Below are 14,402 nucleotides of genomic sequence, written 5' to 3'. Positions count from 1 at the left end.
TAAGCTACAAGTTACAAGCCGCAAGGGCAAAGCAAAAGAGTTTGGGTAGCATGCTTATCTCCTGCAGCTATTCCCCTTGCAGCAACTATTCTGTGGCGTGATTTAAAAAGTCGATCAACGGCTTCATCGTTTTGAATGTATTGGCCACCTGCTTCACAAATGCTTTGTCCTGCACTTCGGCATCAGTAAAAGGTCTGCTTACAATAAAACTTTTAAGTTTTATAAATTCAATGGCCGGATTAGTATCTTCATAACCCTTGGGCGGCCTTACCAGTGCATCACCTTTTACACCCTCGGTAAATGTTTTTTTAAATGCGGCATTGCCGGTAAATTTTTTCCAGGTATCAAAGCTGTAATCAATCTCCTGCCTTATTTGTGCCAGTTCTTTTGGCTCGGGCATCCACATACCGCCGGCGGCAAAACTTTTACCGGGTTCAATATGCAGGTAATAACCTGCACCGGTACCTTTTTTTCCATTTCTGTTAAAATAACCGGCAATATTATTTTTATAGGGGCTTTTATCTTTACTGAACCGGACATCACGGTTAATACGAAAAGTGCAATCCTTTGCTTTTAATTGTGCAATCGGCGGATCAAATGTGGCAATGCCTGCAATTAATTTTTCCGTCATCAGCAAAAAATCTTCTTTGGCTTCCTCGTATTGTTTGCGGTGCCCTTCAAACCAGGGCCTGTTGTTATTTTTTTTAAGATCTTTTAAAAATTTCAAGGTAGATGATTGCAACATAAAATATTTTTTAGACAACGAATTTACAGAAAACAAAAAAGAATCAGCGACCGCTGATTCTTTACTTATAACTTAGTACTTATAACTTTATTTTTATTTCACCCTTCCCCAATTCTCTCCGCTTTTAATACGGTATAAAGTCATCTCACTTACTTTATATTTTGCAGCAATCTGTTTGTAGGTTAATTTTCTTTTAGGATTCTTTATCATATCCTTGATCACTTTTACCTGGGTGGCATTCAGTTTTAAACCTTCAGTTCTGTTAGCCTGCCTTTTTTTATAGGCAATTTTTTCGGGGCTGAATTGCTGGTGGCTGCTCACTTCATCCAATGTGGCCCATTTTAAATTTTTAAACTGGTTATCTTTTTTCTTATGATTAACGTGAATTACATATTTATGTTTAGGAGAAGCTTTTTTGCAAAACTGCCTTGCTACTTCCCTGTGAATATAGATAGTACCGTTACCGCCATTCACATGCAGGTTCAATGTTCTGTAACCCGAGGTAATGGAACCCGTTAGTAACTTCCCGTCTTCAGTAATGTTTTCACTAAAACTGGCTGCACGCCCCAATGACGATACTGCATATTTTTTGCGAAGTGTTTTTGAGCCGGTGAACTGAATGGGTTTCCAAACTTCCCCGGTAATTTTTTTAATCATTGCAATATGATTTTAATGGTGGTATCCGGGTTCATGCGTTTACCCGAACGAATAAGGTTCAAAGATAAATATAAAAAGAATTTTATCAAGAAGAAAGCATTTTTATGAAATCTTCTTCACTTATTATTTTAATGGTAGCTATTTTCCTGGCTTTTTCCAGTTTACTACCGGCATCTTCTCCTACCACAAGATAATCTAATTTACTGCTTACACCACTAACGATCTTGCCACCATTCTTTTCTGCCATAGCCTCTGCTTCACTGCGTTTAAGCCGGGCCAGGGTACCCGTAAATAAAAACGTTTTACCTGATAAGTTACCGTCCGTTACTAATTCCTTGTGTTCATTTTTAAGCTGAATACCCAATTCCTCCAATCTTTGCAGCAGCTTTATATTTTCCGGGTCGCTGAAGAATGCATGGATACTCTTAGCAACTTTTATGCCTACATCTTCCAGTTGCTGTAATTGCTCCTCTGTGTAATGGGCAAAATCATTCAGGTGTTGTACAGCGTTAGCCAGCGTTTTGGCAGTGGTTTCTCCAACATAACGGATACCCAACCCGTAAATAATACGGTGCAACGGCTGTGTTTTACTGGCTTCTATGGCAGCTTGCAAATTATTGATCGACTTTTCACCAAAGCCCTCAAGTTTTCTTATTGCATCAAACGGTAAGGTATAAACACCGGGAATATCTTTTAAAAGGCCCATGTCGTAAAATTTACGCACATTAGCATCGCCAAAACTGCGGATATCCATGGCATCCTTACTTACAAAATGAATGATCCTTTCCACCACCTGCGCCTCACAGTTAATATTAGTGCAACGCCAAACGGCCTCATCCTCAGTTTTAAATAACTGGTGCTGGCAAACCGGGCATTTGACGGGGAAGACGATCTCTTGTTCGTCACCCTTTCTTAATTCGGCAAATGATTTTACAATTTGTGGTATTACGTCACCGGCACGTTCAATTAAAATAGTATCACCCAGCATCAGGTCTTTCTCCTTAATATATTCCTCATTGTGAATAGAGATGCTACTAACGGTAACGCCCCCTACCTGTACCGGTTCCAGCTTGGCAACAGGTGTAACAGCGCCTGTTCTTCCCACCTGGTATTCTATACCAATTAATTTACTGGTGCCCTGCCTGGCTTTAAACTTAAAGGCAATAGCCCAGCGGGGATGGTGCGACGTCATGCCTAATCTTTCCTGTAATTGCAGGTCATTAACCTTAACTACCATGCCGTCAATTTCATAGGGGAGTGTATCTCTTTTGCCTTCAAATTCTTCCACATGTTTAATTACACCTTCAATGCCCTGCACCACTTTCATTTCTTTTTGCGGACTTCTGAAACCTAAGTTCCACAACATCTCCAGCATTCCGCTATGCGTTGTCGGTTCATTGTTGTTTGCAGTTTGAGTCTTGTTACTTAAAAGATAACTGACATGATATAAAAAAGCTTCCAGGTTCCTTTTCCCCACTTCTGCTGTATCCTTTATACGCAAACTTCCGGCAGCGGCATTGCGTGGATTGGCTAATGGCGGAATGCCTTCTTCAATCAGTTTATCGTTGTAAGCTTTAAAATTATTTTTATTCATCAGCACTTCGCCACGTATTTCTATTTGCTGAATGCCATAGTCGCTGAATTTTGCAGAAAGCGGTACCGATTTAATTTGTTTGGTATTGATCGTTATTTCATCACCTACCGATCCGTCTCCTCTTGTAGCACCTCTTGCAAAAAGATCATTATCATAAATGAGCGAAATACTGGCACCATCAAACTTAGGCTCTACACAATATTCTATACTATCCAGGCCACTCAGCTCCCTTGCCTTTCGGTCAAAATCTTTTAAGTCATCGGCATTATAACTGTTTTCCAGGCTCAGCATGGGTACCAGGTGCTGCACTTTGGGAAAATCTTTCACCAAACCTGCACCTACTCTTTGTGTGGGAGAATCGGAAGTTATCGCACCGGGATTTTCTTTTTCAAAATGCTCCAGTTTTTTATATAATGTATCATATTCAAAATCGCTTATCAACGGATCGTTTTGTACATAATACCGGTATTCATGAAAACGAAGGATATTTCTGAATGCATTCACATTTGATATTGTACAGTCGGTCTTTGATTGTAAGAAATCTGCCGTTTGCTGCTGTAGTGTTTTTGTTTGATTGGCGTTATACATAAATAATGATCTTCTGCACCAAAGATAAAAATTGTAAAGCCCGTTTCAGTACTTTTGAAAAAACTTTTTATGCCATTGAAAAAACTTACCATTTCCAACTTACTACTTATTACTTTTTATACTTTTTTACTCTACACCCTTTCCTCCTGCAAGTTCAGGCAAAAAGTACCTTTAATTGTACATCATGCAAAGATCTATACTGCAGATGAAGCCTTTTCAACAGCAGAAGCAATGGCGGTAAGAGATGGAAAAATAATTGCCATTGGTACCAACGATAAAATATTAAAAGAGTTTGAAGGAGAAGAAGAAATAAATGCCGAAGGAAAAACGATCTTCCCCGGATTTATTGATGCTCATTGTCATTTTACCGGCTATGCCACTGACTTGTGGAAATGTAATTTAACAGGTACCAACTCATTTGATGAGGTAATAAGTAAACTGGTAACCTACAGCAAAACCGCTCCTATGGAATGGTTGTATGGCAGAGGCTGGGACCAGAATGACTGGGATGTAAAAGAATTTCCTTCTAAAGAAAAACTGGATTCCTTATTTCCCGACCGGCCGGTTTTTTTAAAACGTGTTGACGGGCATGCGGCATTGGCCAATCAAAAAGCATTAAACTTAGCGAATGTAACCGCAGCATCAACTATTGAAGGCGGCAGCATAGAATTAAAAAATGGCAGGTTATCAGGTATACTGGTTGATAACGCTATGGGGCTGGTGGAAAGAGTTATCCCTGCGATCAGCGACAGTCTTGCAAAAAAATATTATAATGAGGCACAAAATACCTGTTTTGCTTTGGGGCTTACGGGTGTGCATGACTGTGGTATTAGTGAGCATACTGTTGAGTTGGTAGATGCTGAACAAAAAGCCGGGCATTTAAAAATGAAGATCTATGCTATGCTTAGCGATAATGCTGCGTACTATGATAAATGGATAGCCAAAGGCATTTATAAAACTGATTTATTAACAGTAGGCGGTTTTAAATTATACGGTGATGGTGCATTGGGTAGCCGTGGTGCTTGTTTGCTGCAGGATTATACCGACAAAGCAGGATGGAAAGGATTTTTACTAAGCGACCCCAAACACTTTAAAGAGATAGCCGCAAAATTAGCCAACACTAAATTTCAGATGTGTACGCACGCCATTGGCGATAGCGGCAACAGGCAGATATTGACTATTTATGCCGAAGTACTGAAAGGAAAAAATGATAAGCGCTGGCGTATTGAACATGCACAAGTAGTTAATGCCAATGATTTTGATTTGTTTGGCAAGTACAATATCATTCCATCGGTACAACCCACACACGCTACCAGCGATATGTATTGGGCCGATAAAAGATTAGGCCCCGAAAGGGTTAAAAATGCCTACGCTTATAAAAAATTACTGAACGAAAACGGGTGGATGCCTTTAGGAACAGATTTTCCGGTAGAAGATATTTCTCCGTTTAAAACATTTTTTGCTGCGGTGGCAAGGCAGGATAGTAAAGATTTTCCTGCTGGCGGTTTTCAAATGGAAAATGCTTTAACAAGAGAAGAAACATTGAGAGGGATGACGATCTGGGCGGCTAAAGCAGCTTTTGAGGAAAAGGAAAAAGGCAGCCTTGAAGAAGGTAAAGCCGCAGATTTTATAATATTGGATACTGATCTTATTTCATGCGATATAAAAAAAGTACTAAATGCAACTGTAACTAAAACCTACATTAATGGCAAGCTGGTGTATAAAAAATAAACCAACTTACTTATGAAAACACTGCAAGCCTTTTGCTTTTTAATTAATGGGTTATTTTTTTCGGCCTTTTGTAATGCACAAAATACCGACTCAGTAAATAAAGTGACAATGGTTGCAGATGCACAATATGCACACCATGGTTTTTTATACAAAATAATATGGGGCAAAAATTACAGAACTACCTGGAATACGCCTGTGGCTGTTGATAAATTTTATTTCAAAACAACTGCACATCAGTACACGCCTGTAAAAACCGGTGGGGGATTGCAAACAATATCGCTTTTAATTACTGACGAAAATAATGCCGAATGGTCGCTGCGGTCAGTTAAAAAAAATCCTGCCAGATGGATCAGCCCCTTCTGGCAAAAAACTTTTATAAGAAAAATTGTTCAGGACCAGGTATCAGCTTCTTTTCCTTACGGCGCATTGGTAGTTCCTGAGTTGGCGGCTGCATTACAAATAGATCATGCCACGCCAAAACTGGTAGTAATAAATGATGATACACTGCTGGGAAAATTCAGGGAACAGTTTGCCAACAGGCTTTGTTTTTTAGAAGAGCGGAATCCTAAAGGAAAATCAATCAGCACAGAAAAATTATTGAAATTAAAAGATTCTTTACCGGGAACATTGATTGATACGGTTACTTATTTAAAATGTCGTTTACTGGATATTGTAATTGGTGACTGGGACCGGCATGCCGATCAATACCGGTGGTATATCGACAATTCAAAAACAATAAAAATATACAAGCCTATTCCAAACGACAGGGACCAGGTATTTTTTAACAGCACGGGAGTACTGCCGGAAATTATTCTAAAACTGGGTTTTATGCGTTACCTGGAAGGGTTTAATTACGAGGTAAGAAACATTAAAAGGTTTACACAAAGAGGCGCTTCCCTTGATAAAAAGATACTAGGCAGGATGAGCAGCCGGCAATTTGAAACCATTACGAAAGAGGTGATCAATTATTTATCTGACGATGTTTTAAAACACTCACTCCTTAATCTGCCTGCAGAACTGCAAACCGGTGAATTTGATATTCCGGGTAAATTGATCAGCAGGCGCAATGCTTTGCCAACCCTGTCAAAAAAATATTTCAGAAAAGTGATCAGGAGGGCTAACCGTAAAAATATCAATTGATTAAGCCACCAAAGCTGTAGCAAAAAAAGCGGCTTCAATATCCTGTTTTAAAATTTATGCAGAAATCCTTTTTGCCGTTTCATACTAATGTGTTTATTTTACACATTAAATTGCTTGTTTATGAAGAGATGCCTGCTTTTGCTGGTGCTGTTTTGTATGGGAACAGTATCCTACTCACAACGTTTACTCAACTGGTCTCCGGAATTTCCGATAGATAATTCTAACCTCAGTTTTACTGTGGATTGTAATAAAGGCAACCAGGGCCTTTTAAATTTTGAAGGGGGTAATTCCAACAATGTATATGTACACGTGGGTGTTATCACCAACTTAAGTACGGGCCCATCCGACTGGAAATATGTAAAATTTACCTGGGGAACAGCAGATCCATTGGCCCATGCCACTCCGCTGGGAGCTAACAAATATCAATACACGATAAGTAATATCCGTAGTTTTTTTGGTGTACCGGCAGGAGAAACCATAAAAAAAGTAACCGTAATTTTCAGGAATGCTACGGGAACATTAAAACAGGTAAACTCCGATGTGAGTGATATGTATTTGCCCGTGTATGGTACTACCGAATATGCCGTGCGATTGAACCTGCCACCCTTTGAACCCCGTTATATTCCATGGCTGGAACCATTAACCGTAGCTGTTGGCGGTAATGTAAGCATCACCGGTGTTTCATCAGCAAATGCTGCCTTAACCTTAAAACTAAATGGTAATACAATCGGATCTGCCGCAAGTGCCAATACAATTTCTGCCAATCCAACTATTACCACCGCCTGTAGTCAAAAGGTAATGCTGGAAGGCAATGATGGCTCAGGTATTAAAAAAGATTCTTTCGAATTTTATATTCCACCAACAACTACGGTAGCAGCTTTACCTGCCGGTATGCAGGAAGGAATTAATTATGCTGCAAATAATACATCAGCTACATTAGTATTGTATGCACCAGGTAAAACAAGTGTGGTGGTATTGGGTGATTTTACCAACTGGGCTGTGAATTGCGCTTACCAGATGAACAAAACACCAGATGGCAATTATTTCTGGATAACTATCAACGGCCTTACGCCTGCTGTAGAATATGCCTACCAGTATTTTATAGATAATACTATCAAAATAGCTGATCCTTATACACAAAAGGTACTCGATCCTGATAATGATCCTTTTATTACCGCCGTTACTTATCCTAATCTTAAACCCTATCCAACAGGCTTAACAACAGGTATTGTAAGCATACTGCAAACAGCTGAACCGGTATATAACTGGCAGGTAACTAATTTCAGCAAGCCCGATAAAAAGAACCTGATGGTATATGAATTACTCATCAGAGATTTTACAGCACAACATAGCTATCAATCACTGATCGATTCATTTCAGTATTTTAAAAACCTGGGCATTAATGCCATTGAGTTAATGCCAATTAATGAATTTACAGGAAATGAAAGCTGGGGTTATAATCCCGATTTTTATTTTGCACCTGATAAATACTATGGCACTAAAAATAAATTAAAAGAGTTTATCGATAAATGTCACTTAAACGGCATTGCTGTAATATTAGATGTGGTGTACAATCAATGCGATAATAATGCACCGCAGGCAAAAATGTATTGGAATGCTGCCACCAATCAACCGGCAGCCAATAATCCCTGGTTAAATGTTACCGCACCACATCCTTATAGTGTATTCAACGATTTTAACCATACTTCAACAGCCACACAGTACCTGGTGCAACGGTCCCTCAATTATTGGCTGGATGAATATAAAGTAGATGGTTTTCGTATGGACCTGGCAAAAGGATTTACACAAACTGTAACTAATACTACCACAGTTGAAAACTATGACCCCACACGTGTAGCCAATTTAAACCGTTATTATGATGGTACTATTCTTAATCACCCTAATACCTATATGATACTGGAATTTTTAGGCACTTTGCCCTGCCAGGAAGAACAGGAGTATGCAGCACACGGATTTATGCTATGGGGTAATAATAATTTTGTGTACAACCAATGTACTATGGGGTATACAGCCAATTCAGATATCTCCCCCGTAGTATACAGCGATGCAAAAAAAGCGTTTAACAATCCTGCCGAAGTGGGCTATATGGAAAGCCATGATGAGGAGCGTACCATGTATAAAAATCTGAATAACGGTAATTCATCCGGTAGTTATAATGTAAAAACATTAAATACAGCATTGGCCAGGGAAGAAGCTGCAGCAACAGTGTTCTTTACTGTGCCCGGCCCTAAAATGATCTGGCAGTTTGAAGAAAGGGGTTATGATATTCCACTAACTTTCGGAGGTTCGAACTTAGCTAATAAGCCCCCGCATTGGGAATATATGGATGATGTTAACCGCAAACATTTATATGATACTTACAAAAGTATCTTACAGCTAAGGTTAACCAATACTGCTATTTTCAATAATACCAGTTTTACGTACGATTTTAATGGAGGATTAGTGAAAGTGCTTCAGATTGCAGACCCCAATGCCGGAGGTAAAAAAATTACCATAGTGGCCAACTTGGATGTTGTGCAGCAAAATAAAACGATCACTTTTCAAACCACCGGCGACTGGACCAATTATATCAGCAATGGAACAACTACCGGCATCAATGGTGCAACCGGGGCTAATTTTACATTAACAACAGCCGCACAAACCATAACATTGCAGCCTGGCGAATACCACATTTATATAAGCGTTCCGGCATGCGCTACACTGGCGCCCACTGCAACCACTCCGGTAAACTATTGCCAGAATGCTGTTGCTGTGCCATTAACAGCAACCGGCACCAACCTGTTATGGTATACTGCTGCAACAGGAGGCACAGGGGCTGCTACTGCTCCAACACCATCTACTGCAACGGCCGGTACTATTACTTACTATGTTAGCCAGACCATAGGTTGTGAAAGTGTGCGTTTACCCGTAGTGGTAAGTGTAGCAGCTATATTAACTGCACCCACCGCAACCAGCCCGGTAAATTATTGCCAGAACTCACCGGCCACTGCATTAACAGCAACGGGTACTAATTTATCATGGTATACTACTGCAACAGGCGGTACTGCTAGCGCCACAGCACCTGTACCATCTACCACCGCAGCAGGTACGGTTACATATTACGTAAGCCAGAAAAACAATTGCGGCGAAAGTGTCAGAACACCAATTAACGTAGTGGTAACGGCGCCAACTGCTGCATCCGGCCTTAATGTTACAGGTATAACAACCAACTCTGCTATCCTGAACTGGACGGCTACTGCCGGTAATTATTACACTGTGGATTATAAAGATGCTGCCTCATCTTCATGGATAAATGTAGTGAGTGCTATTACAACAGGCACTATTACACTAAATAACCTTAGCTCAGGTATTGCATACGACTGGAGGGTGAGTGCTAATTGTTCCGCATTGCCTAATGCCAATTATGTAACTGCACAGTTTACAACAAACGCCCACAACAGCACTATTACCAGGGTTAAAGACGGTTTGGGAATCAAAATATCTCCTAACCCGGTTACCGGCAGTGCTTCTATTGATTACATTGTGCCGGGCAGTGGAAAAGTGGTAATTACTTTGATCAACTCTTTCGGTCAGCAGTTACAGATTTTATGCAATGCCAGTTTAAGCGCTGGGCAATACAGGATACCGGTTACCAGCCAGTTGAATACATTGGTTAAAGGCAGTTATTTTTTAAAGATTGAGCAAAACGGGAAGCGCAATTTTACCCAGTTTTTAAAACAATAAAATAGCTTTACATTTAAAACAATAAAACCGCCTCAAATGTCTGCTGAATTAAATACTGATAAGGGGAAGAATATTAAAACCCTCTTAGCCATCCAGTCTGAAGTAGAGAGCAGCAATAAGATTGCTTTATCTGTAGACTGTGTGATTTTTGGATTTGATGAAAACAAGCTGAAAGTATTACTGATCAGAAGTGATCTTAAAAAATACCTGGGTAAATGGTCCTTGTTAGGCGACCTGGTAAGGCCTAGTGAAGACCTGGATGCTGCTGCTTACAGAATATTAAAGCAACGTACAGGATTAAGCGATGTATACCTGGAACAGGTGCATACTTTTGGTTCTGTTAGCCGCCATCCGGCAGGCCGTGTGGTTACAGTAACCTATTGCTCACTGATAAATGTGCAGCATCATAAATTAAATATCCTGGATAATGAACTGCACTGGCACGATATTGTAAATGTTACCGACCTGGCCTTCGACCATCAGCAAATATTTGAAACCTGTTACAAACGTTTACAAAAAAGAATACAGGAACACCCATTGGGCTTTAATCTTTTACCCAAAAAATTCTCTTTACGGGATCTGCAGAATTTATACGAAGCTATACTGGACACTAAAATGGACAGAAGAAATTTTCGTAAAAAATTCTTTTCCATGGACTTTTTAATTGACATTGACGAAATGGAACAGGATGTGCCGCACCGGCCAGGTAAGCTCTATAAATTCAATTACGAAAAGTACGAGAAGAAAAAGAAAAAATGGGTGGGTATTGATTTTTAAAGCCGGGGATGCATAAAAAAGCGCCACTCCTGCAAGTACCCGTAAAATATCCTGCTACAGTTTATTAAAGCTGCCTGAAAACCGGCTGAAAAAATGATAAGAATCATATTTTTCGACCTTGAAAAATGATTGTAACACAAAACCAGCCTCATTTTGCTGCGCCATAATCTTTTATGCAGCACTTTCAATATGCCGGTTGCCTTTTAATGCAGCAATAAATTTTTTTACCCCAAAAAATTGCCAAAAAAATATTTAACAAAATGTTTGTAATATAAAATAAAGGCTTACTTTGCGTAATATTTACACATCTTGCTTTGTGTAAAAAATACACATTATAAGATTGCTTCTCAATTTTTTTAAAACGATACAAATTGCATGTATGAAAAAAGTCATCCCACATTTCTTACGGATCATCCCGCAAACGATTGCGTTACTGTGCTTATCAGTAGTGGCGTTTGCGCAAACCGCTGTTACAGGTAAAGTAACCGACAGCAAAGACGGCACTCCTGTCAGCGGAGTTACAGTAGCCGTTAGGGGAACAACTACGGCTACAAAAACAGCCGCCGATGGTACCTTTAAAATTAATGCAGCTTCAACTGCAACATTACTGTTTACATCAGTTGGTTTTGCAACGCTGGAAGTTCCGGTTGCCGGCAAAACTTCTTTAGAGATCAGCCTTGTACAGGCAGACCAGCGCTTAAACGAAGTGGTGGTAGTGGCTTATGGTACTAAAAGAAGAGGCGACCTTACCGGATCGGTAACAGCCATTACTGCCAAGGATTTTCAAAAAGGTAATATTAACTCATCAGAACAATTACTGGTGGGTAAAGTTGCCGGCCTGGAAGTTACAACAGGCGGTGGGTCTGCCGGCGGCGGAAGTAAGATCCGCATCCGTAGCGGCGCTTCCCTGAATGCCAGCAACGATCCGTTAATAGTAATTGATGGAGTACCTGTTGAAGGCAATGGTATTGCAGGATCGGGCAATTACCTCAACACTATTAACCCAAATGATATTGAATCTATAAGCGTATTAAAAGATGCTTCTGCAACTGCTTTATATGGTTCAAGGGCATCAAATGGTGTGGTGATCATTACCACTAAAAAAGGTTCCAAAGGAAAAGTAAAATATAATTTCAATACACAAAGTTCTGTAGCTAATGTAGCTCAGACGGTAGATGTGCTTTCCGGTGACCAGATCAGAAGTATCATCAATGCGGATGCAGCTGCTACCGGTAATAATACCTACAAAAATTTATTAGGTGCTGCTAACACCGATTGGCAGAAACAAATTTACAGGGCTGCTTTTGGCAATGATAATAATATCAGTGCCAGTGGCAATATCGCCGGTTTACCTTTCGACCTTCCTTTCAGGGCGTCATTAGGTTACCTTAACCAGGCAGGTATTTTAAAGACCAATAAATTTGGCAGGGTTTCCACCTCGTTAAATCTTTCACCTAAATTATGGAACGATCATTTATCTGTAAACGTTGCTTTTAAATACAGTCATACCAACAACCAGTGGGCAAATGAAGGCGCTATTGGTTCGGCTGTTTCATTTGATCCTACGCAACCGGTTTATGCCACAGGAGGCAAATATGGCGGCTATTACGAATGGTTGCAGGCTGATGGTAAACCCATTGATCTTGCCACAAGAAATCCATTGGCATTACTGGAATTAAGAGATAATACATCTGATGTAAACAGGGTGATTGGTAACGTGCAGATAGATTATAAAATGCACTTTTTACCCGACCTGCATTTATTAGTTAACCTGGGTATTGATAATGCCGGTGGTAAAGGCAATGATAATACAGATTCTTTATCTGCTACTGTTTACAAAACAGGCGGTTCAAAATCTTATTACGAACAAAAGAAAAAAAATACACTGGCTGATGTACAATTATTTTACAGCAAAGAAGTAAAAAGCATAAAAAGTAAAATAGATGTTTTGGTAGGTCATAGCTACCAGGATTTTGTTACAGAGGTAAAAAACTTTGCATCGTTTAGTTACAGGGCTATTGCAAATCCTGCAAAACCTGCATTAAAAGATACACTGGAAGGTTCTCAACCTACTTTCCTTACTGATAAACCGGAATACAGGTTAGAATCTTATATCGGAAGGCTGAACTACACTTTCAACAACAAATATTTATTAACGGCTTCTTTACGTCGTGATGCCAGTTCTAAATTTGCTAAAGAGAACAGGGTAGGTTATTTCCCTTCTGTAGCAGTGGCCTGGAAAATGAAAGAAGACTTTTTTGCACACAGCAACCTGGTAAGCGATTTAAAACTGCGTTTAAGCTGGGGTGAAACCGGTCAGCAGGATGGTATTCCTTATTATTCTTACCTGCCTTATTACTCTCAGAGTAATGCTTCGGCACAGTACCAGTTTGGTAATACCTATTATAGTTTCTTACGTCCTTCTGCTTATGATAAAGACAGAAGATGGGAAAGCACTACTACTTCTAACATCGGTATGGACTTCGGCTTCCTCAATAACAGGATCTCTGGTTCTGTTGATGTGTATCAAAAGAAAACAAAGGATTTGTTAAGTGTGATTCCTGTTGCTCCCGGTTCTAACTTCGATATTACCCTGTTTACAAACGTAGGTAATATGGAAAACAAAGGGATAGAGTTTTCTTTGAATACTATACCTATTGCTAAAAGAGACCTGAACTGGAGTTTTGGTTTCAACGTTACTTACAACCAGTCTAAAATTACCAACCTGCAAAAATTCCCTGATCCTAATTTTAAAGGAATTGACGTAAGCAGCATTGGTGGTGGTTTAACCAACTACATCGGCAAATTTGCGGTAGGTTATTCTCCTTATGTATTTAATGTATACAAACAAGTGTACGATAAAACAACCGGTGCACCAATAGAAAATCTTTTTGAAGATTTAAACCGTGACGGACAGATAACAGAAGCCGATCGTTATTTATACAAAAAACCTGCTGCTGATATTTTATTTGGTATCAACACACAGGTAACCTATAAAAAATGGAATTTTGGCCTGGCTTCTCATGGCGCTTTAGGCAATTACCTGTACAACCAGTTTAACTCTAACAATGGTGTACTAAGGGCTTTAAAAAACCCGATCAATTTTATTCAGAATGGAGCACCTGATTATATGGCCACTAAATTCAGCGGTACATCCACCAATGAATATTTATCTGACTATTATATTGAGAATGCTTCCTACCTGAAATTAGACAATATCAATATTGGCTACAATTTTGGAAAGATCATTCATAATAAAGCTTCATTACGTGTAAGCGGCAGCGTTCAAAACGTATTTACTATCACCAAATATTCCGGCCTTGACCCTGAAAATGCCAGCAGCTCTGGTGTAGATTATACCATCTACCCACGCCCGAGGATCTATTCAGTAGGTGCAAGTCTTGATTTTTAATTTAATAAAATAAG

Annotated in this window: 8 protein-coding genes; 5 read left to right on the top strand and 3 right to left on the bottom strand. The window is 39.6% G+C overall.

Annotation, left to right across the window (positions count from 1 at the left end):
* Positions 1 to 85: 85 nt before the first annotated feature.
* The 3 genes from ACQ334_RS10585 to ligA form a co-directional block, all read right to left on the bottom strand.
* A complete protein-coding gene (locus tag ACQ334_RS10585) occupies positions 86 to 745 on the bottom strand; it encodes a DUF2461 domain-containing protein (protein WP_430988176.1) in 660 nt (219 codons plus the stop codon).
* A 93-nt stretch (positions 746 to 838) separates the two neighbouring features.
* A complete protein-coding gene (locus ACQ334_RS10580; RefSeq protein ID WP_430988175.1) occupies positions 839 to 1,402 on the bottom strand; it encodes an NUMOD4 domain-containing protein in 564 nt (187 codons plus the stop codon).
* Between the two features lie 85 nt (positions 1,403 to 1,487).
* The gene (ligA, locus tag ACQ334_RS10575; RefSeq protein ID WP_430988174.1) at positions 1,488 to 3,500 is read right to left on the bottom strand and encodes an NAD-dependent DNA ligase LigA; all 2,013 of its coding nucleotides are present in this window, start codon (positions 3,498 to 3,500) and stop codon (positions 1,488 to 1,490) included.
* Between the two features lie 153 nt (positions 3,501 to 3,653).
* Here ligA and ACQ334_RS10570 point away from each other — a divergent pair, with 153 nt between their 5' ends.
* The 5 genes from ACQ334_RS10570 (at position 3,654) to ACQ334_RS10550 (ending at position 14,388) form a co-directional block, all read left to right on the top strand.
* On the top strand, positions 3,654 to 5,315 hold the full coding sequence (locus ACQ334_RS10570) for an amidohydrolase (RefSeq protein WP_430988173.1): 1,662 nt from the start codon (positions 3,654 to 3,656) through the stop codon (positions 5,313 to 5,315).
* A gap of 12 nt (positions 5,316 to 5,327) precedes the next feature.
* Entirely contained in the window at positions 5,328 to 6,455 is a 1,128-nt protein-coding gene (locus ACQ334_RS10565) for a hypothetical protein (protein ID WP_430988172.1), read from the top strand.
* Positions 6,456 to 6,575: 120 nt separating this feature from the next.
* On the top strand, positions 6,576 to 10,199 hold the full coding sequence (locus ACQ334_RS10560; protein WP_430988171.1) for an alpha-amylase family glycosyl hydrolase: 3,624 nt from the start codon (positions 6,576 to 6,578) through the stop codon (positions 10,197 to 10,199).
* A 36-nt stretch (positions 10,200 to 10,235) separates the two neighbouring features.
* A complete protein-coding gene (locus ACQ334_RS10555) occupies positions 10,236 to 10,976 on the top strand; it encodes an NUDIX hydrolase (protein ID WP_430988170.1) in 741 nt (246 codons plus the stop codon).
* Positions 10,977 to 11,355: 379 nt separating this feature from the next.
* Positions 11,356 to 14,388 (top strand): SusC/RagA family TonB-linked outer membrane protein, encoded by a 3,033-nt coding sequence (locus tag ACQ334_RS10550; RefSeq protein ID WP_430988169.1) that lies wholly within the window; start codon positions 11,356 to 11,358, stop codon positions 14,386 to 14,388.
* Positions 14,389 to 14,402: the final 14 nt, after the last annotated feature.

The organism is Ferruginibacter sp. SUN106 (assembly GCF_050611765.1).
GTDB lineage: Bacteria > Bacteroidota > Bacteroidia > Chitinophagales > Chitinophagaceae > Ferruginibacter.
This window is presented reverse-complemented; position numbering and strand designations above follow the sequence as displayed.